Annotated in this window: 18 protein-coding genes, 3 pseudogenes, 2 CRISPR repeat arrays and 1 other annotated feature (1 of these 24 only partly in view); of the genes and pseudogenes, 1 reads left to right on the top strand and 20 read right to left on the bottom strand. The window is 45.6% G+C overall.

Going from position 1 to position 26,710, the window contains the following annotated elements:
• Nucleotides 1–329: a CRISPR direct-repeat array (repeat unit 32 nt; unit sequence GTTTCAATCCACGCGCCCACGCGGGGCGCGAC) (it extends 2,736 nt beyond the left edge of the window).
• A 300-nt stretch (nt 330–629) separates the two neighbouring features.
• Nucleotides 630–992: direct repeats of the CRISPR family, unit length 32 nt; unit sequence GTTTCAATCCACGCGCCCACGCGGGGCGCGAC.
• Nucleotides 993–1,473: 481 nt separating this feature from the next.
• The 20 genes and pseudogenes from cas2 to ileS form a co-directional block, all read right to left on the bottom strand.
• Nucleotides 1,474–1,763: pseudogene (cas2, locus tag JCM14374_RS07715) on the bottom strand (CRISPR-associated endonuclease Cas2).
• Nucleotides 1,764–1,808: 45 nt separating this feature from the next.
• Nucleotides 1,809–2,840: a type I-C CRISPR-associated endonuclease Cas1c gene (gene cas1c, locus JCM14374_RS07720; protein WP_054695668.1), complete on the bottom strand. Its 1,032-nt coding sequence runs from the start codon at nt 2,838–2,840 to the stop codon at nt 1,809–1,811.
• Nucleotides 2,840–3,553, bottom strand: coding sequence for a CRISPR-associated protein Cas4 (cas4, locus tag JCM14374_RS07725; RefSeq protein ID WP_242848884.1), 714 nt, complete (start codon nt 3,551–3,553; stop codon nt 2,840–2,842). Before cas4 ends, cas1c begins: the two co-directional genes overlap by 1 nt.
• Entirely contained in the window at nt 3,546–4,649 is a 1,104-nt protein-coding gene (gene cas7c / locus JCM14374_RS07730) for a type I-C CRISPR-associated protein Cas7/Csd2 (protein ID WP_054695673.1), read from the bottom strand. The genes cas4 and cas7c overlap by 8 nt, the downstream gene beginning before the upstream one ends.
• Before the next feature lie 17 nt (nt 4,650–4,666).
• Nucleotides 4,667–6,513: pseudogene (gene cas8c / locus JCM14374_RS07735) on the bottom strand (type I-C CRISPR-associated protein Cas8c/Csd1).
• Nucleotides 6,494–7,036 carry a type I-E CRISPR-associated protein Cas5/CasD gene (locus JCM14374_RS07740; RefSeq protein ID WP_278279252.1) on the bottom strand — a complete coding sequence of 181 codons (543 nt, stop codon included), beginning with the start codon at nt 7,034–7,036 and terminating at the stop codon, nt 6,494–6,496. Before JCM14374_RS07740 ends, cas8c begins: the two are co-directional and overlap by 20 nt.
• Nucleotides 6,952–7,218 (bottom strand): CRISPR-associated protein Cas5, encoded by a 267-nt coding sequence (cas5, locus tag JCM14374_RS15250; protein WP_278279253.1) that lies wholly within the window; start codon nt 7,216–7,218, stop codon nt 6,952–6,954. The genes JCM14374_RS07740 and cas5 overlap by 85 nt, the downstream gene beginning before the upstream one ends.
• 15 nt (nt 7,219–7,233) lie before the next feature.
• A complete protein-coding gene (cas3, locus tag JCM14374_RS07745; RefSeq protein ID WP_242848885.1) occupies nt 7,234–9,456 on the bottom strand; it encodes a CRISPR-associated helicase Cas3' in 2,223 nt (740 codons plus the stop codon).
• Nucleotides 9,457–9,746: 290 nt separating this feature from the next.
• Nucleotides 9,747–10,220 carry a 4Fe-4S dicluster domain-containing protein gene (locus JCM14374_RS07750; RefSeq protein ID WP_054695678.1) on the bottom strand — a complete coding sequence of 158 codons (474 nt, stop codon included), beginning with the start codon at nt 10,218–10,220 and terminating at the stop codon, nt 9,747–9,749.
• Nucleotides 10,195–11,487, bottom strand: a complete 1,293-nt coding sequence (locus JCM14374_RS07755; RefSeq protein WP_054695680.1) for an NAD(P)/FAD-dependent oxidoreductase — start codon at nt 11,485–11,487, stop codon at nt 10,195–10,197. The genes JCM14374_RS07750 and JCM14374_RS07755 overlap by 26 nt, the downstream gene beginning before the upstream one ends.
• A 213-nt stretch (nt 11,488–11,700) precedes the next feature.
• Nucleotides 11,701–13,596: an aldehyde ferredoxin oxidoreductase family protein gene (locus JCM14374_RS07760; protein ID WP_054695682.1), complete on the bottom strand. Its 1,896-nt coding sequence runs from the start codon at nt 13,594–13,596 to the stop codon at nt 11,701–11,703.
• Between the two features lie 288 nt (nt 13,597–13,884).
• On the bottom strand, nt 13,885–14,943 hold the full coding sequence (locus JCM14374_RS07765; RefSeq protein ID WP_054695687.1) for a tetraprenyl-beta-curcumene synthase family protein: 1,059 nt from the start codon (nt 14,941–14,943) through the stop codon (nt 13,885–13,887).
• Between the two features lie 22 nt (nt 14,944–14,965).
• Nucleotides 14,966–16,027, bottom strand: a complete 1,062-nt coding sequence (locus JCM14374_RS07770; protein WP_083453953.1) for a polyprenyl synthetase family protein — start codon at nt 16,025–16,027, stop codon at nt 14,966–14,968.
• A 53-nt stretch (nt 16,028–16,080) separates the two neighbouring features.
• The gene (locus JCM14374_RS07775) at nt 16,081–16,818 is read right to left on the bottom strand and encodes a type 1 glutamine amidotransferase (protein ID WP_054695689.1); all 738 of its coding nucleotides are present in this window, start codon (nt 16,816–16,818) and stop codon (nt 16,081–16,083) included.
• A 23-nt stretch (nt 16,819–16,841) separates the two neighbouring features.
• Complete coding sequence (locus JCM14374_RS07780; RefSeq protein WP_054695691.1) at nt 16,842–18,230, bottom strand: Mur ligase family protein; 1,389 nt, start codon at nt 18,228–18,230, stop codon at nt 16,842–16,844.
• Nucleotides 18,231–18,378: 148 nt separating this feature from the next.
• Nucleotides 18,379–19,572, bottom strand: a complete 1,194-nt coding sequence (locus JCM14374_RS07785) for a glycosyltransferase family 4 protein (protein ID WP_054695694.1) — start codon at nt 19,570–19,572, stop codon at nt 18,379–18,381.
• A 91-nt stretch (nt 19,573–19,663) separates the two neighbouring features.
• Entirely contained in the window at nt 19,664–20,137 is a 474-nt protein-coding gene (locus tag JCM14374_RS07790) for a TraR/DksA C4-type zinc finger protein (RefSeq protein ID WP_157049026.1), read from the bottom strand.
• Between the two features lie 150 nt (nt 20,138–20,287).
• Nucleotides 20,288–21,653, bottom strand: a pseudogene (locus tag JCM14374_RS07795) (PFL family protein).
• 8 nt (nt 21,654–21,661) lie between these two features.
• Nucleotides 21,662–21,943, bottom strand: coding sequence for an ACT domain-containing protein (locus JCM14374_RS07800; RefSeq protein ID WP_054695699.1), 282 nt, complete (start codon nt 21,941–21,943; stop codon nt 21,662–21,664).
• Nucleotides 21,944–22,067: 124 nt separating this feature from the next.
• Complete coding sequence (gene ileS, locus JCM14374_RS07805) at nt 22,068–24,845, bottom strand: isoleucine--tRNA ligase (RefSeq protein ID WP_054695784.1); 2,778 nt, start codon at nt 24,843–24,845, stop codon at nt 22,068–22,070.
• A 46-nt stretch (nt 24,846–24,891) separates the two neighbouring features.
• Nucleotides 24,892–25,124: a binding site (T-box leader), on the bottom strand.
• Between the two features lie 229 nt (nt 25,125–25,353).
• On the opposite strand from ileS, the gene JCM14374_RS07810 reads away from it, so the two are divergent.
• Nucleotides 25,354–26,631 carry a methyl-accepting chemotaxis protein gene (locus JCM14374_RS07810; RefSeq protein WP_054695701.1) on the top strand — a complete coding sequence of 426 codons (1,278 nt, stop codon included), beginning with the start codon at nt 25,354–25,356 and terminating at the stop codon, nt 26,629–26,631.
• Nucleotides 26,632–26,710: the final 79 nt, after the last annotated feature.

Here is a 26,710-nt window from a genome sequence, read left to right on the forward strand (position 1 = left end):
CTTATTTGGTGGGAATACAATATAGAGGTGGTGGTTTCAATCCACGCGCCCACGCGGGGCGCGACACCGGCTTTTTCTATGCCCGGAAATAGCTTGACGTTTCAATCCACGCGCCCACGCGGGGCGCGACTATAGGTGTTTCTCAAACTAGCCACCTTCTTTCAGTTTCAATCCACGCGCCCACGCGGGGCGCGACGAGGACCCGGTATCTGATGTAATCACCAAGGACATGTTTCAATCCACGCGCCCACGCGGGGCGCGACCCGCCAGAAGCGTAATCGTCACCGGGGATAATTGTTTCAATCCACGCGCCCACGCGGGGCGCGACCATGAATACCCATGCTATGGCTGACCAGATAGCTGAGTTTCAATCCACGCGCCACGCGGGGCGCGACACTATCCTGAGTTTGATATTTACGTGCAGGCCGGTTTCAATCCACGCGCCCACGCGGGGCGCGACCCAGCCAGCCGGAGGAACAGCAACCTGAACAGCAGCGTTTCAATCCACGCGCCCACGCGGGGCGCGACGAGCTTATTGGAGTGTTTTGTTGCAAAGAAATAGCAGTTTCAATCCACGCGCCACGCGGGGCGCGACCTCAACCCCGGAACCGTGGGAACACCAGAAAGGAGTTTCAATCCACGCGCCCACGCGGGGCGCGACCCTGGAGATAGGCGAGTTCCTCGGGGTCAAACTTGTTTCAATCCACGCGCCCACGCGGGGCGCGACAAGATTCAGGAGTATAAAGATACATTGGCCAAAAAGTTTCAATCCACGCGCCCACGCGGGGCGCGACTATCCCCGAGGAATTGCTGCCGTTCTCCGAGCCGGTTTCAATCCACGCGCCCACGCGGGGCGCGACCCTTAGTCCGGCATCAAACATAATCTCCATGCCCGTTTCAATCCACGCGCCCACGCGGGGCGCGACGAATATCAGTTTATCGTCGAACTGCGGCACCAGGTTTCAATCCACGCGCCCACGCGGGGCGCGACGCTCCTAAACCGTTTCCAGTAGTCCGGTATCTCAGTTTCAATCCACGCGCCACGCGGGGCGCGACGGGAGTGCAAACGATTTGTCAATGAGTTTCCCCGTGTTTCAATCCACGCGCCACGCGGGGCGCGACCTTTTCTGCATCACAGTATCCAAGCACCAGACGTGTTTCAATCCACGCGCCCACGCGGGGCGCGACCCAAAGCAGGATTCGTACTTACCGCTGATATAATAGTTTCAATCCACGCGCCCACGCGGGGCGCGACTGCGACCTTTCAATCGCACTATTTTCGGTATTTATAACATTACTTTGGGCGAACCTAATGTAAAATTAAAAACTTCCCGCACTAAGTATGTTATTTTTCTATTTAACACCTCAATATACCCTGCCCGCGAAATCAATACCGATAAAACCTTATTAAATTGAGAAAGAACTGTGTTTTAACAGGTTCAGCAGATTTGAGCACCTGGGGTTCGCACGGCTTTAGATCATCAATATACCCTCAGGATCATAAGATTCTGCTATACCTATATGCTCTACGCGCCTTTTCCAGTTGTTCCCCAAAAAGTAGAAGCGGATGCTATCCTGTGAAGGTCCATAATTTTCTCTAAATTGTTTTTTAACCGCGTAAATTGTGCCGGGTCAAGCAAACATTCAAAAACGGACTTCTGCACCCTTTGTCCATGATTTACACATTGTTTTGCCACCTGGCGCAGTCTTTTTTGCCCTTCTAGCGTACTGGTGTTTACATCATAAGTAATAAGAACCATCATGTCGGCAGCCCTCCATTCTGGTATGGTACACTTGATTATCGGCCATCATTTCCAGAGGAAAACAGGGTAACCATCTATATCCCCCCGAAGGTACCTGGCTAATAACAAGGCTTGTACATAAGGTATTAACCCTACCGGAATCTTTTCATTAAGGTAGGGATGGATTATCTCCTCGCGTTTCCGTTTTTGCCAGGCAACCAATACCTCATCCCTGGTTTCCTTATTCATAGTAACCCCGCCGCTTTCATCTTTACTGAAACCGTTCGCTCGAATCTGCTTCCGGTTTATTAGGGATAAGGCTAAACGATCCGCCAGAACTGGCCTCAGTTCCTCCATAATGTCAAGCGCCAAACTGGGCCGGCCTGGCCGGTCCCGGTGCAAATACCCAACTGCCGGGTCCAGGCCGACTGTTTCTAATGCCGACCTCGCCTCATGAGCCAATAACGTATATAAAAATGACAACAAAGCGTTCATATTGTCCAGGGGGGGCCTGCGGCTTCTTCCCGAAAGCGAAAATGACTCCTTGTCCTCCAGTACCAGGTTAGAAAAACAGGAAAAATAAAGTTGGGCAGCTTCTCCCTCGATTCCCCGCACCACATCGACATCATGGCATGTTTTCAGGCGGTTTAATTGATTGGCCATTCTATCGACTGCCGCGGTCAGGGCAGCTGTATCTACCTTATCACCATGGTCTCTTAACGCCCGCCGTAAGACAGATCGGCAGTTTGCCACCTTGCCCAATACGCAGGTTGCGGCTATGCTGGCCGACAATTCGGGGTTATCAGCCGTACGATATTGTTTGCGCCTTAACAGGACGTTGCCGGAAACCGGTCCCTCCACCCTGGCCAGGAACTTACCGTTCGGGGTAAGAAAAGACATGGTTACGCCCCTTTCCGCACAAAGGGCCATTAACGCCGGGCTGGCACCGGTATAACCAAAACAGACAATCCCCTCTAATATATGAACGGGAACTCGTTTTGTCTCTACCTCGCCCAGGCGTACCACAACATTTTCCGCGTCTCGTGTCAAATAAGCGTCGGGACTTGTTACATACAAAACATTCAACAGTTTACGCATTATGATTTCTCTTTCCAGGAAATACTAATGTCATCAACCGGCTGTTGCTCAATATAATCTTGAACAGGTCTATACTGTCGAGTTAACTCCGGCAAACAAACATCCTGCATAGAGCACAGGCTGCACCGTACCCCTTTGCCCGCTGCCGGGGTAAGGCCGGCATTATATGCCATGTGCATCCGTCGGGAAAGGTCTATGACCCTGGAGCAAATTTTTTCATCAAAAGTGATTTCCACCCGGTGTCTGGTCTGGCCGTAGTACAGGAAACCTTTCTCAACAGCCGCCCCTGTCATTTCTTCCAGGCAAATGGCCTGGGCGCACAGCTGCACCACGTCCCGGTCGTCCTTTTTAGGGCGCCCGCGCTTGTACTCAACCGGCACAGGTCTATAATACCCTGCCCTTCCTGGCAGCCTGGCCCCATTGCCTTCGCTGTCCGGCGCCAGGGGATGGAATTCCACCATGTCAGCTATTCCCCACAGTCCCAGTTGATATGATTTCAGCGGCAGCGAGCGCGCATATACTACTCCATCGCGATACTCCTTATATTCGGGATTATGTACCTTTTCATGCAAGATTTGCCCTTCTGCCGTCCGCTGATTCTCCTGCCACTGCTGCTCCAGGTGGATGAGTCCCCACTGCCTTTCGCAAAAGGCAAAGTGCTGGATAGCGGACAAGGGGATGAGGTCCTCTTCGGTATAGTTATTTTTATTCAAACCAATCATGATATTCTATCCCATCTGGCAATGGTTCTTTGCTTACAGTTACCTGGTAATCATCAATGGACCGTGCGGGCTTCGTTTTATTTTTCCTGTCAACACTAATTCGATTAAACAATTTATGTGCGGGAGCATTTCCCAGGCCTTTTTCATCGGAATGACTAAAAATATACAATCCTCGGGTAGTCATTTCTCCTCTAGCTGCAGAACGGTCTTGTTCAAACATGTTAGCCAACGCTGACCATAATAAATTGAGATCTTTATCGTCAATGGGATTACCTTCTGTGGTCAATCTCGCTGCCAGGTTGGGGTTATAAAAGCCATGAGCCCTGTATAAGCCGTAAGGCACAATAGGTTTTCTCCCCATTTCGGTTTGCTTTTTTGGGGCATCGGATTCTCTGGTAATTGCGACTCGCGTAATACTAACATCTAAAGGAAATATAGGGTCAATAGATTTGGCAAATGTTATCTGTACCGGTCCTCTCACCTGGCCGGCATTTGTACCGACAGTAAGTACCGCGCCAAACATCCGTACATCATAGTATTTTTTTACCATGGCCTCCTGTAATTTTTCTTTATCCGCCCTGGTCATCTTTATGTTTTTAACAGCACTTGCTATATTTTGTGCAAGTTCGTCCAGTTTCTTTTTGTACTGATCGGGTATTTCACCATCATATTCCTCTTTCAAATACTCCAGAATTTCCTTCTTGGTTCTAAGATCGCTCGACCAAATTACCTTTTGTTCCTGTTCATCAATATCGAATATATCCGACAATTCATCGGTTAACCAGTCAAAAAAGTCCTTATCGTTTATGCTTACTTCAGGAAGTGTTATTTGTTTATCCCTCATCACTTTATAGCAAAGCGTATTCAATGCTGCTTTGCTTTGAATAAATATCTCCTTCCCTTCAGCCAAGGCTACATAATCTCTAATTTTTCTTTTTATGGCTACGTCCGTGACAAAGCCATGACCGGTTTCAGGGTCAATTCTGGGCATATTGCCCGCATCAGGGTCTCCGTTGGGGTTGCCGTTGGTGACATCAAAAAGCAGAACAAAGTCATGTCGTTTTTGGGGATCAGTATATAAAGCCATTTTATTTCCTCCCTACATTATTTTTTAATGCGCCTGGAGTTAAATTCCGCTCGCTGGTGATAAAAGCCCAGGGCAAATTCTCCTTGCTGATATAACGTCATAGTCCGTGGAAATCCGCCGCCTTCATCAATCTTTTTAATTGCCGATTCCAGTAAATCTTCCAATTCCTGATATCTAACATAATTATCTTTTCTAATTTTCGGCATATGGCCTTCGTGGCCATATTGACAAGGGAAGGCATTACAGTTAACGGCACTGTAGAAGCCGAGCCATAGTACCTGTCCACCAATGTAGATGATAGTTTTCCTGTTGCCGACCGGCGTTGAATTTCCTCCAGCACCGCCAATAAAATCCCGGCCTGATAAGATACTTCATCTCTGTTATCATCGAGACTCTCCATCTTTTTAGCTTCCTCCTTTCTAAAGGTTAAACAAAACTTGACCACAGTACATAGCCTTTGCCAAACTTCGATCGGTTCAAGGCTTTTATTATTCTTTTGACCTGTATCTTCAATCATACTGCCATCCCTGGCGCCGGAAATACGCAGTCGTCTAACAGCCGACTGAAAAAGCGAAAATGGCGGAGGCTCTCCTAAATACGCACTTCGAATTAAAATTCTGCCCATGTTAGGATCTACATCGTTCAGAGGCTCGAGTAAATCCTGAATAACATACGGGCGTCTTTTTTGGCCATAAGCATCTACCAGGTTCATAGCCTCGAAATACTGTAGAAGATTGTTTTTAATTGTTTTCGAGGAAGCATGGATCCAATCCCTAACGGCTACTCTTCCGGGACCATTGGGCGATAAAACCGCAAGGTAAAAGGCGTTTTCATCCAGATTTAAACTGCTGGTACTTCCTGTCCATGGACTTATTAAGAATTTATTGATAAGTTCATCTGTTGTTTCAACTTTGACCTGTTTATTGTGAGCAAGCGGAACAGAAACAATATTTAAGGGATCGTATTCTTGATTATCTAGGGATATCGTCATGTCTTCCTTTAACCAATAAACAGCAACCTGATTGCGGGGACTATCGTTTTTAACCCTGCCATTCACATCCTTATCAATATAAATTGCCCTCGAATTAGACTCAATTAAATGGTTCATTACCTGTGAGGATCTATCAGCACATGTTAGGCAAAGACCTATAGAAGCCCCTTTTTGCCGATAACGATAAGATATAAAGGAATTATCATTCAGGCTTACCATCTGCCGATCTGCGCCATTGAATGTAATTTTGAGTGGCGAATTTGTTACAATATCTTTATATTGACCACAAATACTACATTGTTGAGAAATCCCATTACAGATTTTTGTTTTAATCTTTTCCGCCCAAAAGCACTTGGTTTCTTGCAGTTCATGTAGATGTTTGCCTTTTAACCAGCCTTTTTCATATACAAAGGTGGTCCAGGTCTTATTAAAAAGCTCCTTTCCTTTCATAGCTTTTAAAATTGATTCATCTCTTAGCTTATCTTCAATCGCATTAATCGCTTCCTTTAGAAGATGATCGCTAAAACATTCAGAATTCTTCATTTCTTTAAGCAATTCTAGGAATGCTTTATGTTTTCGAGAAGCCTTTTTATCCTTTGCGCCTTCTTTCTTGTCAGCTATTCCCAATACATATCCCATTTCATCGGCAAATGGATAAGGAAATATGGTACCTCCTGAACGGTTCGCCAGTTTTGCCCTAACCTTGTCTTTTTCACCTGCATAATCCTCAATTTGTATTTGGATTGGGTCTTTTCCTGGATAGATGTGAATTACATATTTTATTGGTTCCGATTTATATACTCCATAGCCAACCGGGGATAGTCTATCTGCTTTATCGAGTTTCTCTGCCTTTTCAACTAACTCCCTTAACATGGACACCCTCCAGTCCGTACAGTTGTATGTACTTCTCCTCTGGTATTCTCATGATTCCATTGTCAAGTGCGGCATTAAAAAAGATTGGTTGATGGTATCCCGATACAATAATTGCCTTTCCATCCTGGTGATTTTTAAAAGTCATTTCTTTGCGTGAATCGCTTTTACAGAAAGCAATATCAAATAGCATATTACCCAGATTCATACTTTGATCAAAAGGTTTTTCGTCACCTGTAACTTCTGAAAAATAGGCTGAACATTCGCGGGTTCCTAAATAGGGCTGATGGCGGCATTGACCATTTACCAATCGCCGTTTGAATTGAGCGATATATTTATTCTTATGGCTATCGGTGGTTTCTTTTAAACGCACATCAGCCAGAATAATATAAGACAGGTTTTTTAGATATAAACTTGCCCTTTGCTGACGCTTTTCTTCAATTACAATCGGCTTACCTCCCGGGCTCTGGCGGTCCTTGATTTCGTTACGCAGTATCGCATATTCGTTGATTTTGTTAAGAACCATATCTCTCTCACCTCCCAGCCCATTTCCGGTTTCCAGCAAATCGCTTCAAGAACCCCTCGTGCCGCTGAGGGTGTCATTACAGGATAAGTAACCCGTTCAACTTTAAATTCAGGACGGGTAAAACAGGCTATGGGACCCCACACTTTGACCGCAACATCGTACCGGCTAATAGCTTCATTCAAACTCACAACCCTCCCTTACACAATCAAGTCGGCCGGATCCAACTCAACTTCATTAATACCTGTAAGCGGATCATACACCCCCTCCCACATATAAAGACCTTTGGTCAATTCCCTCAACAACCCGTAATTTATCAATACTCTGAGTTCCCATTCATATATGTTTACCAGGTAAGGCTGAAGCCTGCGCCAGGAATCCCTGCACGGTTGTTTTAACCATTCTCCAACAGATTTTTTATAATTACCGTATTTGACCACAACCGGTACGGTATTATCCTTTATTAAGCGGTACTCCTGCGCTGTTTTGGGGTAATTCAACCTTTCACGCATTAACTGGATATTGTATTTATCCAGGTCATTGCCCAGGGTATAATAAAGCCTGGAATAATACTCTTCGAATATACCGGGGTCATTTAATATCTCGGGGTCTTCGTATTCTGCGAGAACCAGTTTGGCCGTCTCTATTCCAGCTGCATAAGGTCCGCGCAAAGGGGCTTCTTCTATCAGTTCAAATATGGTTACTTTCCCTTTTTCCGGTCTTCCTTCGCGGTTACATCTACCCGCTGCTTGAACTATACGGTCCAGCGGTCCCAATGCTCTATAAACCACCGGGAAATCAAGATCAACGCCAGCTTCAACCACCTGTGTACTAATCAATCTCACTGGTTCCCCATTTTTCAATCTTCTTCGAACATCTTTCAATAAATCCTGTCTGTGGATTCCGCATAATAACGTTGACAAATGTATGCAATCCTTGCCATTTAATTTCTTAACTAATTGCAGTGCCTGCTTACGCGTATTCATAATTACCATAACCTGCTTATATTGAAATATTTCTTCAGCCAGGTCATCCATTGAGACTTGCCCGGGCAACCTTTTATAATGCACACGGATAAGTTCTTTGTAATATTTTTCATACTCTGGTACTATTTCGCATATCTCAATATCAGTAAGTTCAGTTAAATAGTCTCCCCTTAGTGCCGGCTGGGTTGCCGTGGATAATACTACCGTAGTGCCGTAATTGTCTACTAAATCACGAAGAACCTGCAGGGTTGGCTTGAATAACTCCAGGGGCAAACTCTGAGCTTCGTCTAATATAATTACACTTTGGGCCAAATTGTGTATTTTCCGGCAACGTGAAGGACTGTTTGAAAACAGGCTTTCCAGAAGCTGTACAGTAGTCGTTACTATAAGAGGTACATCCCAGTTTTCTTCGGCCAGTTTCAACCGCAATATACCTGGGTCTTGCATTTCATCATCTCCATATTGAACCTGGCTGTGGTGTTCTAATACCGCATTTTTTCCAAAAATTTCACGGTATATTTGCGCGGTTTGGTCAATAATGCTGGTATATGGCAACGCAAAAACTATGGTCTTTTGTTCATTGGTTAAGGCATGCTCCAGAGCAAAACCCAGAACGCTTCGAGTTTTGCCGCCTCCGGTAGGTACCGTTAACTTATATATCCCGGGTTTCCCCGTGGCTGCCATTAGACAGGAATCGTATATTTGTTTCCTAATTTTATTAAGAAAAGTAGGGTTATCCTGCTGGCATTTCTTTAAAAATTCGTCTTGATTTTGGCGAAAGACCTTGGCCATCTTCTTTATTGTTGGTTTTTCTTTGTTCCTTAAATATTGCTTATCGTGATGGAAATGCCCTTCTGTATCTAACCTGTCTGCATCAATTAAGACTGAAAACAACATGCGTATTAAAAATTCCCATTGCAAATTATCTATATTCTGAGGTAAACGGATTGTTTTCATATGCCTGTTTGCCATAACATCTCTTATAGCATTCTGCATGAGTGTGAACATTTTTCTATCTTTGTCTATGCTATCTAATTCAATGAGCCTGGCAGACAAGGTTCCTGGTTCCTCCAAACCAGAATGATGCCCGGCGACCGGCAGACCAATTATTTTATGCATCGCATTGTTTTGACCATGGATTAAATAAACAAAATCGCCGCCCCAGGGGGCATGCGGTACCGTCTCCGCAGGTTTGCCTTTGTCGATGGTTAAAAGATAATCTTGAAATCCCGGGTTAACCTTTCCCAAATCGTGTAATAAACCTATGAATTCAGCAAGCTCAGCTACTTGTCCCTTATAAAACCCTTTTGCAAATCCTTTCGCATAATCTGCCACCTTGTTCAAATGGTCATTGAGGTAATGCCATTCACCTTTTTCGTTTTTTGTATGTGCATAGTAATATGTCATAATAATCCTTTCTTTCTTAATTGTAGGCATTTCTTATTCAAATAACCTTTTTCTGCATCAACCATCATTTTCCTTCATAAGTATATTAAGATATACTGACATATAACTGTCATTAAAATATTTATTTCTCTTTAATGTAAATAAAGATTATGAATCTTTATTTATCCATAATGAACTCAAATAACAATAAAACCGGGTTGCCCCGGTTTTATCGTAATATCCTGTATTATATTTATTAATCCGTCTGCCTTTAGCCCGATTTGCCAATCTAAGAACAAAATGTTCCTTTATTTGTTCTGGTGTTCCTTCGTAATTTATTCTTACCTTTCCAGCCCCAGCATATGCCCGGCCTGCTCAGTGCGTTTTTCTTCCAGGACCGTCTCCGGATCGACAAATTGGATCGCTCCGGTCCAGCAAAACTTTGCGCACTGGGGGTCGCCGCCGCACAGTTCGCATTTGTAGGCGGTTTTCTTCTCGGGATGAAAATTCATATGCCCAAAGGGACAGGCCAGGTTGCACTGGCGGCAGCCGATGCACTGCCCGGTGTTAACTTTGGGAACAGCACCGCCCGGTTCGCGGTATATAGCTCCGGCCACACAAGTCAATAGGCAGGGGGCGTTTTCGCAGGCAGCGCAGCTTACCGGGGCATTGCGGGCCTCACGGGTGAAGCGCACTACCCTGATACGGGAAAGGCGCGGGGAACAGACGCCCTCATTGACCAGTGAGCAAATCATCTCACAGGCGCCGCAACCGACGCATTTTTCATGGTTAATATATAGAACCCGGTTTTCCACCTGTCATTCCTCCTATCACATACGGTGGCAGATACCGGCGCAGGGCTTCCATGGTCCAGGGGGTTCTGAGCATCAATCCCGAATCGCTGATAATATCTTCAATCTCCTGACGCGAAAACCGTTTCCTAATAAGACCAGCCACTACCCCTACATATTCAAGGCTGCCAACAGCCTGCATGCCTACTACCCGGTTGTTTTCAAATAGTATGCGCCAGCAGTTGGGACCGTTTTCTTTTTCCAGGATATGTGCTTCCCCCTCCAGATGGTCTTCTTTTAAACCAACAGCAGCTATTGGTATATTGTCGATTTCCTCTACCACCATATTAAAGGCTCCCTCGTATTCTGCTTCCTGTCCCAGGCAGTTCATGGCAGCAATTTGGGCCTGTCTCCTGGCCGTAGGCCACAACATGCTGAGTACCGGTTTGCCGCTTACAGCGTCAAAGCTTTCTGCACAGTCACCGCAAGCATATACATTTGGCTTGCTGCACTGCATTTGTCTATTTACCTTGATCCCTCCCAGTTCACCTGATTCCAACCCTGCCGCAGCCGCCAATTCACACTCCGGCTTCATCCCTGCTGCCCAAATCAGGGTGTCACAGGGCAGGATTCTCTGGTCGGTAACTATCTCTTCTACTCGTTCACGGCCCCTTACTTCCCGAACCGTTTCGCCGGTTAATACCTGAATGCCGGTTCTCTCCAGCAAGATACGAATTATCAAGGCGGGTTTTTCATCAAACAAACGGGGCATGACCTGACCCAGGGATTCGATTATTGTGACCTGACATCCCCTGTCATTCATAGCCTGAGCCGCTTCAATACCGATGTTTCCCGAACCGACTACCACCACACGCGAAGAAGGGGTTTGTTTTAAACGGTCCATATCCTCCAGGGTTTTTAAGGTGAAGGTTCCCGGAAGCCTGCTTCCCCTAACCTGTGGTATGAAGGGCCTTCCTCCAGTGGCTATTATCAGGCGGTCATAAGAATATCTATTTTTGTCGGAAACGATTTCCTGCTGATTCAGGTTCAAGGATTCAACCACTTCATCAAAGTGTGTTATTACTCCTTCTCGCTTATACGCTGCCAGGTCTTTTAAAAATACGTTTGCGCGCTGCAGGTGACCAGCCAGGCAGTCCGGCAGGACGCAAGGCGAGTATAACGGATGCGGTTCACGCGAAAAGATGAGAATTTCGTGTTCAGGTTCAATCTGCTTTATGACAGCAGCGGCCTGATTGCCGGCGGCTCCGTTGCCTATTATCGCTATGCGCATGGCAAGTCTCCTTATCTTAAATACTGATTTCACAAACGGCTATGATTTACACATTATTGTTTGGCACAGATTAACGCTGGTTATTTATAAACTATGCCCTTTGGGCGATAGGCTTTTGGATGGCTTCGCTGCGCTCGCAACGACAGAGCGGCGGTGCTGCCGCCAGCGATGATACCAAAATTGACCCGCTCACGTTCCGGCGTTATCCCGATATTAAATGTTTTCTAATCCCAGTTCTTTCAGCGTTTCCGGCAAGGGGCGTCCCTCATAGTCCCATCCTCTGGCTTCATAGTATTCCTGCACTACATCCTGGACTTTTTGTTCGTCAAGTTTTCTCCCGGCTATAGTTTCGCGATAAAAGCGGCCTGGAAATTTGCTGTCTCCTGCCTGTTCTCCTTCACGCAGGTTGAAGAGTTTCATAAGGTTCCACGAACGGGCGGCAGCTTGCATCAGCTCTTCCGCAGTAACATCTATTCCGTTAAAGACCCGGTGAGCCTCGGCCAGGACCGTCGGCCCGAGTTTTTCCATCACCGGCGGGCGGATGCAAACCCCGGCAGAATTAAAAAGGTTTATTAGATCTTCAGCCCAGCAGGACATACGGGCAATATTTACGGTGTCATTTTCGAGGTCAATACACCGGGCTTTAAGTTCAGAGGGCATATCCAATTTGTCATACATCGGACCTTTATAGCCAAAACGCTCCTGGCGCAGACCCTCGTCATTTTCGTTATAGCGCAGGTTTTCTACAGGATTGCGGCAGCGCAGGTGGTCTCCGCCTCTAATATTAGTAAGCATCCCCAGTGTCCAGGTGGACCAGCGTCCCCGGGGATCAATCATCGGTATTTCCAGACCTTTCAAATGCATGGCATATGGTTCAGCGCCTTTAATCCTCTCACTGGCAATCTTGACCCCTTCAGCCAGAATGTCGCCCATGCCCCTACGTTCGACTATGTCCTTCATAAGTGCAAATGCAGCTTCTTCATCTCCAAAACACAGTTCATAGCCCAGGTCTTCATGCTTAATTATGCCTTGTTTATACAACTCCATCGCAAAGGCTACTGTGCTGCCGATACTGACCATATCTATTCCAAAGCGCTGGCACATCTCTGCGGCCTTAATAGCAGCTTCAGTACTAAGACCCATATTGCCTGAAAACGAAACTGTAGGTGTAATTTCCAGAGCTTTAACCTTAAGACCAGCATATTTTCCCTCATTAACTTCGGCCAAATGCCCGCAGGCGATTATACAGGACTGGCAGGCAATATGCCGGGAGCCATACCGATCTACGATTTGTCTTCCGGCTTTTTCTTTCCAGTCGGGCAGTGTTTCACGCGAGAAATTATGGGTGGAAACAGCATTAAAACTGCCATAAGGAATAGTAGCGTTCATGGTTCCGTATGTGGAGAATGGGATATATGAACCGGCTGACTTTATTATATCCTGAGCCTGGCGCGTTACCTTTAGCAGTCCCGGCGCATCTGCAGGAATTAGGCCGCGATTACCTCTTACAACAATCGCCTTGAGGTTTTTTGAGCCCATCACCGCACCCAGGCCGGTTCTTCCCCAGCCATCGTAATAGCCGTTTTCGATGCTGGCAAAACGCACCTGTTTTTCACCGGCAGGACCGATCAAGGCCACTTCTGCTCCGTAATGCCATGATTTTAACAGGTCGATGCTTTCCCAGGCATCTTTGCCCCACAGCTTTACGGCGTCTTTTATTTCAACTTTATCGTTATTGATCAGAATATAGACAGGTTGTTTGGCCTTGCCCTTTATTATTACCGCGTCATAACCCGCGTTTTTAAGGCGTGTGCCCCAAAACGCTCCAGAGTTAGATGTGCCAAATCCTCCGGTTAAAGGGGATTTGGCGGATACTTCAGTGCGTGCCGCGGTGGGGAAAGGACTGCCCACCAGTGATCCTACCCCAAAAACCAGGACATTCTGTTTTCCCAGGGGGTCTGCCCCAGGTGAAACCTCGTCATATATAATCCGGGCATTAAAACCTATGCCTCCCAGGTATAAACGGGCCATTTCCGGTTGGAGCTCGCGGGTGCTTATTTTACCTTCACCAAGGTCTATCTCAAGTAGTTTGCCTGCGTAACCGAACATTTTCTCAACGCCTTTCGCTGAATTAAATAGAGACAGGGATACTGGCGCAGACCGCGGTGTTATGCGAAAATTCTGAACTTTCACGGGATTTAAAATGGCGCCCGCGGACACCATAAGTCAAAAACATATTCTACTATTAATGAAACACCTTTTGGCCGCCAATGCAAAGAAATATATTGGTATAGCTACTCAAAATTGAGAATAATAATTCATAATCGGCCATTTTTTATATAATCCTATGTGAACAAGGTCATTTCCATGTTTGATAAACTGAACCCAAGGTTTCTCTTACATCATGAATTTTCTTACCAGGCAGCAGATATAATAGGTGGTCCAGGCGGACAAACCACCAATATTTAGCAATCTTCGCCTGGCTCCTTGATAATGTTGAGAAGGTATTTTGTTATCAGAGAGGTACATGGCCAGCAGGCCTATTACCACCATAGTATGAAATCGGGCTCTGGAAAGTCCTTTGGCCCGGCGCATGGATTCATGGGTAAATAGCTCTAATCGCTTCTGCATTACCATTTCATTTGCATAATAGAAGGTAAAATTCAAGTCCCCTCCCTGTTTATCTTCTTCCCTGTCAATGAAATAGTCAAGCAGTATATGCAAACCACATATCCAGGGGAAATAGGCCTCTAAGAGCGGTTTTAATTCCTCTTTGCTCAGGTTATTCCGGCTGGCCATAGCAAAGAGGGCAAAAATGGCCAGAGTGGAACCGGCAGCAGCGGCGAATTCCTGCCACTTTAATACAGGGTGGTCATACCTAGCCTTTTCAGCCCAGGGGATCAGTTCTTTTTCACGCACGGAACAGGCCAGGTGCTTTTTTACCTGCAAATCACTATACCAGGCGGCCAAGATGAGAATATCCTGCTGTACTATTGAATATGAAGGCAGTTCTGATATGCTGGAGCGGCACTTCTCTACCAACGCCAATATGTAACCGCCGTCATCATGGAACGGGTACAGGCTGTAATAATCTTGCAGCGGTTTTTCCGGGTCCAGTGCGGCCAGAAGGGATTGGTGCAGTAATGCAAAGGCCTGCCCGTCTAAAGTTCCGGTACGGTCGCAGAGATTATCAAGATAATCACACAAAGTCTGATAAGCAGTTATTAATTCCAGCAGAATTTTCTCACAGCCAGGATACATGAGGGCATATACCGCCCCTCCCTGACAGTGAAAGGCTTTCAGATGCAGGCTTGACAATGCCTGTTCACGCAGAACAGGGTCGGGACAGGCAGCCGCAATCGCCTGCCATTGCGTTAACAAACGGTTTACCTTGGGTATTATGCGAAAAATGTAGGCGGGTAGTATCAGGCCTCTATTATCATAAACTTCATTCATTGATGTCCTGCTGTTATTTGTTTTAACCGGAGTTTTCAAGTATGATTTTCCCGCTTTCGTGCTCTAATTGGGTGAGGTTTTTAAAATAGCTGTTGATTAAATACAGGGCCGATTCTCTCAGTTTATCCAATCCCTTATAAGGGGGCAGTTCATCCAGGTAAGCCATTCCATACTGCAAATAAAAACGCGAAGTAATAATAGACTGCTGCAAAGATTTCGTTTCAACCAGAATCTCCATGACCTGGCTGAAATTCTCCCTTCCAAATCCGCCTTCATTTAATATTTGGCGTAATTTGGGTCCATAGTGCGCGTCTTTTAGGGCCAGAATAACGGGCAGGGTTATGTTGCCTTGCAAGAGGTCACTCACAGCCGGTTTGCCCAGTTGCTGACTGTCAGCCACAAAATCGAGGACATCATCGATTATTTGATAAGCGTATCCCAGGCAGGCACCGAAAAGACTTAACAATTCGATTTCCTTTGTTGGAGCGCCGGCAGCCAATGCACCCACCTTACAACTGGAAGCAAACAAACAAGCGGTTTTGCGGTATATTTTTTCATAGTAATCTTCTTCGCTCAGATCCAGGTGGTAAAGCAGGCCGAGCTGTTTTATTTCCCCAGCACACATCAGTTGAATGGTACTGGTGATTTCACCCATCACCCCAGGAACCTGCCGCTGGTCTATTATTTTAAAAGCACTCGCAAAGAGATAATCTCCGGTAAGAACACTTACCTGGTTGCTGAAACGCTTATTTACACTCGCCCTGCCTCTCCTGGTCGCGGCCTGATCAATTACATCATCGTGAATCAGTGAAGCCAGATGTATCAATTCCACAGCTGCGGCTATATCAATTACGGTGTTAATGTCATGAGAATATAATGAAGCCACCTGGAAAACCATGCGCGGACGCAGCATTTTTCCGCCGCTCTCCAGCAGATAGTCTAAGACTTCATCTATCTCTTTATTGCCGCTGACCAGCAGTTCACGAATTCTCTGTTCAACACTTTCCTGGGGGAAGCTGCGGGGCAGGCCTTCCAGATCTGGCTTGATAAGCAGAACACCCCTTTCCTGGTATACAAGGGATATTCTACCCGTTCAGGACAGGATTTATTCGGTACGAAGTTAATAGTTTAATGTTGCTATTTGCTGTTCATGATCTTGTTAATTACCTGCTGGTGAGCTGTATTCTCAATACTGTCATCCAGATATTTTTCCATTTTAAGTCCTTGGCGCGCAAACATAGCCTCGATAAAGAAATCAGCTACGCCAGGGTTTTTGGGCAGAAGGGGTCCGTGCAGGTAGGTTCCGATCAGGTTTTTATAGACTATGCCTTCGCTGCCGTCCTCACCATTATTACCGAAGCCTTTGATTACCCGACCGAAAGGCTTTAAAAATGGATCTTCAAAATAGGTACGGCCTCCGTGGTTCTCGAATCCAACTACGGTTTCATCGATTCCATTTATCTGTGAAGAAATAATGACATTGCCTATTAAACGCTTGCTGCCGGCTCGGGTGTAAAAGGGAAAGAAGGCCAGGCCGCTCATTGAACGGCCATCAAAATCAATGTATGAATTCCCCAGCAGTTGATAGGCTCCGCAGATGCACAGAACTGGAAGGCCATTTTCGATATGTTCGAGGAGTGTAGCGGCCTTTTCCAACAGATCACGATAAACCAGACCCTGTTCACGATCAGAACCGCCACCCATAAAAACCATATCTACACTGGCAAAATCCGTCCGGTTATCGAGTCCTTGTTTTTCGATGATACAGCGGTGTCCGTACCACTCTATTCGCTTCTGCAGGCAAAGAAGATTGCCCCTGTCCCCATACAGGTTCATTAGTTCGGGATACATATGCAGAATCCTGAATGAAGCCATCCTCTTTCTTCTCCTTGCCTGTACTATTGCCCTGAGGCCATCTGCCTGGCGGGTAATTTAGCAGCTCTTTTTTCCAGGTTAAATAATATTTTTTGGCAGGCAAATAAAGCGGTATAGGTTGATAAAATATATGATATCTTACCCCTGCCCTGCAGACAGCAGGCAATGCCCTTTTCCAGGTCAGGTTCTATCGTTATTTGCTCTGCCGGCAGACCGCTGTATTTAAAACGCAAAGCTATATCGCCGCTGCGTATCCCGGAACAGACCAGGGTTTCAATAAAGCTGCCGGCAAAATTAAGTATCTCCAAGTCCGCATCCCATATCCAGGATACATCGCGGCCGTCAGCTGGATTATCATTTAGAGCAAAAAAAATATTTTTGGGCTTAGGATCACTGGTCACGGCAGAGAGACTCTGATTCAGTCCGGTAGGATTTTTCACCAGGATTAATACGGCCCGTTTATCGCCAATGTGGAATTCTTCCATGCGACCTGCGCGGGGCCGATAGTTCCATATGGCATGTTGAATAGCCGCTGGCTTTATTCCCAGCATTCGGGCCAGTGATGCTGCAGCCAGTACGTTATAGGCATTATAAAAACCGCGGTAGGGACTGGTAACATAAAAATCGTTGACCTGTAATTTAATGCCGTCTTCCAGATTAAGGTCGCTGCCGACAAATTCCATTTGAGGCCGGTGACTGCCGCAAGCGGGACAAGAGTAATTACCCAGTTGGGAATAATGATAATAATCATACACTAATTCCTGACCACAGTTAATACAGTAGCGGCCTTCACGGCTTTCCATGCTTTCATGGCTGTCATAGCTGGTTTTATTAAAACCATAATAATGACAATGCAGCTCCTTTTCTATAGCAAAATACATCATTATAGGATCGTCACCATTAAGTAATAATTCAACAGAGTGTCCCGCCAATGACTTTTTAATCAGACCTACAATGCGGTCGAGTTCACCATATCGGTCCAACTGGTCGCGAAAGAAGTTGGTTAACAGCAGATTGCTGACCTTTACTTCTTTGAACAATAGGGGGACGGTCGCTTCATCGGTTTCCAGAAGAGCATAATCAAAACGGCGCGACCCGGTTATATTCGTACTTTGCACAAAAGCAGTGCTTATGCCAGGCAGCATATTAGCCCCGGCGCGGTTATGTACAACCGAATAACCCTGAGTGCGTAGAATGGCGGCAATCATATTGCTGGTAGTAGTTTTGCCATTAGTTCCCGCTACCACAATGATACCCATGTTAATATTTTGGGAAAGCCGACTTAGTAACTGAGGGCAAATATGTCGCGCAATTTTACCTGGAAAATTACTGCCCTGATTACCAAATAAACGGCTGAGTCCTATCAAAATTTTGCCCGCCGATATGGCGAGCAGTAGGCGGAAACGCTGCACCGCAATTCCTCCATTTTATTTATGAACGCAGAATGCTGAAATATTATGATTTACACTAAATTCAAACAAATCAGGGGCAAACATAACAGCCTGTGAAGTCCGGGTCAATCCGTTAAGGCCATTCAGCGTCAGTTTAATATGTGTCAATTTACCCCGGCCAGCTGGTAAGTTCCCGTAAACGACGGCGGCGCTGATAGCTGCTGTTGTACAGCTGTTCATAGACCTTTTCCTGTTTGCGGGCCATATTTAATGATGATAAGCTGTCGGCTTTACGCAGAGCATTGGCGCTGAACCATTTGTACTTGTCTTTGTCCCCCATGATATCCAGGATCGCCTCGGCAAATTCACCTATATCAAGCTCAGTAAGATATCCGTTTATGCCGTCATCAACCATATCCTGTACTCCGTTGGCCCTAATAGCTACCACCGGGAGACCTGCAGCCATAGCCTCCACCAGAACCAGCCCCTGGGTTTCGGTAACCGATGCAAATACAAAAAGGTCGGCGGAATGATATACATTGGCCAGCTTCTCATAGGGTATGGCCCCGGTAAAGATTACATCACGGCCTAGAGATAACCCGAGCTGCTGGGCATGTTTTTTCAGTTCTCCTTCTAGAGGACCCTGGGCGGTTAATACCAGAGATGTATCAGGCCGGTTGTTCTTAACCTTACTGAAAGCATCAAGCAGAAACTCAAGATTTTTTTCCCGAGTTAAACGACCAACAAAAAGCAGGATGCGATTTTTCTCAGGAATGTCGTAGTTTTTCCGCAGCCATTGCGAATCACCTTTTTTAAATAGGCTAACCGGAACTCCGGTAGGAATTATAGAAATCGGTGTACTGATTCTATATGACCTGAGCCTTTCTTCAACTTCTTTGCTGGGGGCAATTATATGGCTGCAGCGGTTGCAGAAATGACTGCTGTACTTTATGGTTACATCTCGGGCCAAATCCTGGGCTACCGGTACATAGTGAACATACTGGTCATAAAGGGTATGATAGGTGAAAACTAGAGGAAGGTCGTACTTTCTCGCAAAATGCAGTCCTACTCTGCCCATGGTAAACGGTGAATGCACATGGATAATATCCAGCTTTAACCTTTTAACCTGGTTGTTTATACCTGGATTAACAGGTATAGCCAGGCTGTAATCCTTATTAGTAGGGGCCGGAACCGAATAGTAACGGTAGACTCCATGTTCCTTATCACGGAAATTGGGATAAGTAGGGGCAAAAATATATATCTGATGGCCCAATTGAGCCAGTTCATCTTTAAAAGTCATAATTGATGTAACTACGCCGCTGGTATAAGGTTTGTAACTATCAGTAAAAACACCGATTTTCAAACTGTTTGCTCCTTCCGTAAAACCTCCGTCATGTACATAATATACCGGATTGGTGGTTTAGGCAAACAGGTGATTGTAAAATATGGCAGATTCAGTCCCAGGCTCCGTCATTTTTTTGATCATAAAAGTCATATCCAGCCAGTTCGGTATCATTTGCCTGTCCAAAAACCTTTCCCGGTGATATAATATCTTCCTCAGAGGGACGTATATAATAATTCTTATGCTCTTTCGCACAATTTGCACATAATGTGGTATTAATCAAACGTTCCAGGCGTCTGGGTTCAATATGTTGTCCGCAGGATTCGCACACGCCATATTTTCCTTTATTATATCTTTCCAGGGCATCATTAACCTTTTCCAGTTCATATTCCATTAATTCTAGTATCCCATGTTGTTTTTCTCTTTCATACAGTTCACTGGCAGCATCGGCAGGATGCTGGTCGTAAGCTGACAATTCGCCGCCCACTTCCATATAAGTATCCATCACCAAATCACGTTTCCCGCGGATGACTTCTTCAATCTGTTTTTTCTTATCCATTAATTTCTGCAATTGTTCCAAATCCACACCTCATCATTATATATTTTTCATATTATTCCCGGCCCACAAACTTAAATACTCCTGAAAGCAACTATGACGCTCCCAAGCCAAATGATACAGCTAGGAACCGTCATATTATCCAGATAATATGTGTTAATAATCTATGGCTATTATTTATTAGTTGTTTAACGAATGTATAGGGGCGGGGATACGGCCCTTGCGGTTTATAAACCGGGCTGGCGAATTAGGATTGACTCTCATCACCGGAGCCCGGCCCAGCAGTCCGCCGAATTCCACCTGATCTCCTTCCTTTTTTCCGGGTGCCGGAATTATGCGTATGGCAGTGGTTTTACGGTTTATCATGCCTATAGCCGCTTCATCAGCTATTATAGCGGAAATTATTTCGGCAGGCGTGTCACCGGGAATAGCGATCATGTCCAGGCCCACTGAACATACGCAGGTCATAGCCTCCAGTTTATCTATAGTCAGTGCCCCCAACCGGGCTGCTTCTATCATGCCGGCATCTTCACTAACAGGAATAAATGCTCCGGATAATCCTCCCACATATGAGGAAGCCATGGCTCCGCCTTTTTTACGGCATCATTTAACATAGCCAGAGCGGCCGTGCTGCCGTGTGCCCCTACCCTTTCCAGCCCCATAGCTTCCAGAATGTCGGCGACACTATCCCCAATAGCCGGGGTAGGCGCGAGGGAAAGATCAATTATTCCGAAAGGCACCCCCAATCTCCGTGATGCTACCCGTCCGACCAATTCCCCGCTGCGGGTAATTTTAAAAGCAGTATTCTTAATGATATGAGCCAGCCCCCCCAGATCCAAATCAGGGTTGGCGCGCACTACATTGGCAACCACTCCCGGACCGCTGATACCAATGTTAATCGTACATTCGGGTTCTCCGGGACCGTGAAAAGCTCCCGCCATAAAGGGATTATCCTCTACAGCATTGCAGAATACCACTAAACGCGCGCATCCCAGACCATCATGCTCGGCGGTAAGCTCTGCCGTCTTTTTGATAATATGCCCCATATCATATACAGCGTCCATATTGATACCAGACTTGGTCGTGGCCAGGTTTACAGATGCGCATACTCTCTCGGTACAGGCTAGAGCTTCGGGAATTGCGTTGATTACTGCCCGATCTCCCCCCGTAAATCCCTTATGCACCAGGCTGAAAATCCCCCCAGGAAATTTACACCCACTTCCTGGGCAGCCCGATCCAGATACCGGGCAACGGTAATGGTATCGTTAATCGACAGGCCATCAGCAATCATAGCTGCGGGAGTTACAGCAATACGTTTGTTTATAATCGGAATGCCATATTCTTTTTCTATATCCTCGCCAACTTCAACCAGATTATGGGCATAATTCACAATCTTATCACGGACTTTACGACCGGTTTCCTCGCCATTTCCTCCCCGGCAATCTAATATATTTATTCCCATAGTAATGGTTCTAATGTCCAGGTTTTCAGCCTGAACCATACGTACGGTTTCAAATATTTCGTCTTTACTTAAGTTAAAAGACATATCCCACCTCAAACCCGGTGCATGAATTTAAAAATATCCTCATGCTGAACTGTTATCTCCATTTCCATTTCCTGACCTTTTTCCGTAAGCAGCCTGCGCAATTCAGCTACATCAACCGTGGAGTCTGTCATATCCACTACCATTACCATAGTGAAAAAGCCCTGCAGTATGGTCTGACTTATATCTAAGATATTACTGCGCGTGTTCGCAAGTATCGCAGATATATTAGCGATAATCCCAATTTTATCATAACCCAGGACGGTAATTATAACCCTTTTACCATCTTCCATAGGCCCCTCCTTAAAGTGATAATTAGACGCAGAGAACACTGAACTATTAAGTTTTCGCTGCATTTATGAGTCAACAGCAATAGTTGAGCAGACAATCAGTATTCATCTGTGGCTGATTATTTATTTATAATTGCTCCACCACGGTGCTGCAGCGTTTACACAGTGTAGGGTGCTGGTGGTTTTCGCCTACTGAAGTATCGATTATCCAGCAGCGTTCACATTTTTCCCCTGAGGCGGCAGCGACTTTAACCCAGACCCCGTCTACGCCTTCGAGACTGGTAGCATCAGCAGGCCTGTTTTTAGCATCTTTTATTTCTAAAGCTGATACAATTAATATTTTATCCATATTCGGAGTCTTGTTTAGTATTCCCATCCACTTATCATCAGCATATATCTCAACACGGGCTCCCAGAGAATGGCCAATTGCCTTGCGGCCGCGAGCTTCTTCCAGAGACTTGGTTACGACCTCGCGCAGGGCCAATACCTGGTTCATGCGCGTCTCAAGTTCATCATTCAAATAATCATCGTGAACCTTTGGCCAATCAAGAAGCTGCACACTGACAGGGTCTGTATCTCTCCTTAAATACCTCCAGACTTCCTCAGTGGTGAAGGCCAGGACTGGAGCCAGTATGGTCGCCAACGCATTGATGATATCGTAGAGTACATTCTGAGCGGCCCTACGTTCCGGATCCTGGGGCAATGAACAATACAGTTTATCTTTCAGAATATCAAAGTAGATGGTACTTAGGTCAATCGTGCAGAAATTATGCACGGAATGAAAAACTACATGAAATTCATATTCGTCATAGGCTTTGCTTACCCGTCTCACCAATTTATCTAGTTTGAGCAAGGCCCACTTATCCAATTCTGTAAGCTGGGCATATTCCATACGGTCTCTTTCCGGGTCAAAATCATACAGGTTCCCGAGTATGAAGCGGCAAGTGTTTCTAATTTTACGATAGGCCTCGGCACTCTGACGAATTATGTTATTTGATACTGAAACATCATTGCGATAATCTGCGGAAGCCACCCAGAGCCTGAGTATATCAGCCCCCATTTCGTTAATCATCTTTAAAGGATCAACCACATTGCCCAGAGATTTGGACATTTTGTAACCCTGTTCGTCAACCAGAAAACCATGGGTTAGTACCTGACGATACGGTGCTTGGCCGCGCACAGCCACCGCAGTCGATAATGAGGAGTTAAACCAACCCCGGTGCTGGTCACTGCCCTCCAGGTATAAATCCGCAGGCCACCTCAGTTCGGAATAACTCTCCAGTACCGCCATGTGGCTGGACCCTGAATCAAACCAAACATCCATGATGTCGGTTTCCTTTCGAAAATCGCTGCTGCCGCAGTTTTCACATTTTGCTCCTTCCGGAAGCAGGTGCGCCGCCGGTTCGGCAAACCAGATATCTGAGCCATGTTCCGCAAAAAGTTCGCTTATCCTGGTAATGGTCTGTTCATTGACCAGCGTTTGTCCACAGGATTCACAATAGAATATGGGAATGGGAACACCCCAGGTCCTCTGCCGTGAAATACACCAGTCGCCGCGATCGCGAACCATGTTATAGATGCGGTCTCTTCCCCAGGAAGGAATCCAGCGAACCTTATCGATTTCTTCCAGTGCATTCTGTCTGAAACCATCTACAGAGGCAAACCATTGTTCAGTTGCGCGGAAAATAATAGGATTTTTACATCTCCAGCAGTGAGGGTATTGATGTTCCACCTTGCTGGCTTTCAGAAGCGCATTCCTCTTTTCCAGTTCAGCGATTACATCTTTATTAGCGTCATGGACATATAATCCCTCAAACTGGCCAGCCTGTGAAGTGAACCGGCCACGGTCATCTACCGGTGAAATTACTTCCAGATCGTATTCTTTTCCTACATAAAAGTCATCTTCGCCATGACCGGGAGCGGTATGCACACATCCGGTGCCTGCGTCCAGGGTTACATGCTCGCCCAATATTATGAGAGAATCACGTTCAAAAAAGGGATGCCGGCAAACAGCTCTTTCCAAGGTTTTGCCCTTAAACTCAGCAATGATTTTATATTCGTTCCAGCCCAGGGCGGAAGCTACGGTTTCCAGTAATCCTTTGGCCGCCACATATTTTTCCGTTCCCGCTTCCAGCAATACATAATCGTATTCAGGATGAACACAGATAGCCGTATTAGCCGGCAGGGTCCAGGGAGTTGTGGTCCAAATGATAACAAACGCATCATCCGGCAAGAGTCCTTTGCCGTCCTTGACCTTAAATTTTACATATATTGAAGGCGAAGTTTTATCATTGTATTCAACTTCAGCTTCCGCTAGTGCGGTTTCACAATCAGCACACCAGTATACGGGTTTCAGCCCTTTATATATGTACCCTTTGCGGGCCATTTCTCCGAAAACCTTGATCTGAATCGCCTCAAACTGAGGATTCAAAGTGAGATATGGATGTTCCCAGTCTCCGCGTACACCCAGGCGGCGGAACTGTTCCCGCTGGGTGTTTACATATTTCAGGGCATATTCTTTGCAATGTTTGCGAAACTCCAGAACATCAGTGCGATGACGGTCTATCCCCAGACTCTTAATAGCCTGCTGCTCAATGGGCAGTCCATGGGTATCCCAACCTGGTACATATGGGGAATCATAACCGGCCATAGACCTTTGTTTTACAATAATATCCTTTAATACTTTATTAAGTGTATGGCCCAGATGAATATCGCCATTAGCATAGGGAGGTCCATCATGTAATATGAATTTTTCCCGCCCTTTATTTTTATTTTGAATTTGTTGGTATATATTGATTTCATCCCAAAATTTCAGAATTTCAGGTTCCCTGGTGGGCAGATTTGCCCGCATGGGAAATTCTGTTTGAGGAAGATTGATACTGGCGTCATATTTGCCTTTTGCCATTACGAAAACCGCCTTTCGATAAAATAAAAAATTAATACCTTCCATCCCCAGGGACGAAAGGTATTCTTCCGCGGTACCACCCTAATAATCCCCGCAAGCGCAGGAATCACTTGGACTCTTTAACGTGAGTAACGTTCCCCCCTACACTGCTTTGCAAGCATGATTCGGAAGGAATAACTCCAGGGTGATCTTCATTTTAACAGCAGCGCCCGGTTTCCAGCTTCCCCGGACTCTCTGATCCTGCTTTATTAAAACTACTGTCCCGTTCATCGTTTTTAAAAATTTGTTTCATTATTGTTCCAAAATCTTTTATATTTTATCACAGGGTTTAATGTGAAACACTGATTCTTACTTGATTTCTGACTCTAATTCTACCCTATCAGGTTATTACATATACTATAATAGTTAATATATACCACTAATTTGCTATTTGGCAGGAAAACCAATTTTTTTGCCGAATATCCAATTGAACAATATTTAGAGAGAGATAATTTTAGGGGGAACTGATTTGGAGACCAACAATGACAGCAAGAAAAGAGGTATGGTTTTAAAGGTAGTTTTTCGTTCTGGTTTTGGAGCAGCGATTCTCGGCGTAATAATCGGGATTGGTGTGTTAAAATGTCCCCAATTTAACCCGGTTATTTTCTGTTGTATTTTGGCGGGAATTGGTGGTTGTTTTATTGGCTTATATTCTTCCAGCCAGAATATGAAGGAGTTCGTAGATCCTTCACTCACAATGGCCGAATTCGCCCGTAAAGTGGCTGATGGTGATTTAACGCAGCAAATATCAGGTATAACCGATGGCTACATGGCAGAGATTGCTGCCAGCCTTAATACTATGACCTCAAGGCTCAGGGAATTAATTACCCAGACCAATGATGTAAGTGAAATGGTAGTGGCTTCTTCACAGACTTTGCTGGCTTTATCACAGGAAACCGGCGCGGCCGCTCAGGATGTGGTTTATTCTACCAGCCAGATTTCAGCCGGAGCAGATAGTCAGTCTGATTCTACCAACGCTATAACCGAGATGATTGTTAATCTGGCTGAAGTTATTACTACTGTTGCTGATAACACCCAAAACAGTGTTGAACTGTCCGTCAATACACAAAATGCCATCCAAGAAGGTGTCAAAGCCGTCCAGATACAGAATGCTAAAATGGAAGCCTCATATCAAGCTATTGAAGCGGTCAGTGAAGCGGTAGAACTGCTTGACAGCAATTCATCCAAAATCGAACAGATTGTTGAAGTAATCGGTTCAATAGCTGATCAAACCAACCTTTTAGCGCTGAATGCGGCTATAGAAGCCGCCAGGGCTGGTGAACACGGCAAAGGTTTTGCGGTTGTAGCTGAAGAAGTCAGAAAGCTGGCTGAACAATCAGCCCTATCAGCCCAGGAAATAGCCAGTCTCATAAAACAGATGCAGGCCAATACTCATGAAGTTGTAAACGATATGACCAATACCAAGAACGCTTACCAGGAACAAGCCGAAGCCATTAATGCCACCAGTAAAATTTTTGCTACTATTGTCGGCTGCGTAAATAAGATAAATGATGAGATTCAGGAAATTTCGGCAGCTACCGAAGAGATGTCTGCTTCCACAGAAGAACTTGTTAACCGGGTCAAACACGTAGCCGCTATTACTCTGGAAACAGCGGCTAATTCAAAAGAAGTCAGCGCGCTGGCTGATCGCCAGGAACATTCCCTGGCCATAATGATTGAGGAAATTGAAAGATTAAACCAGAACACCGAGAAGATACAAAACCGGGTTCGGGCCTTCAATTTCTAGTTATACATGAATAGCAATTATTAATTAGTTCTAGAGTCTATCAGGGTGCGGTCAAACTTTAACCGCACCTTATTTATTG

The organism is Syntrophomonas palmitatica JCM 14374, from assembly GCF_001311885.1.
GTDB classification, from domain to species: Bacteria; Bacillota; Syntrophomonadia; order Syntrophomonadales; family Syntrophomonadaceae; genus Syntrophomonas_A; species Syntrophomonas_A palmitatica.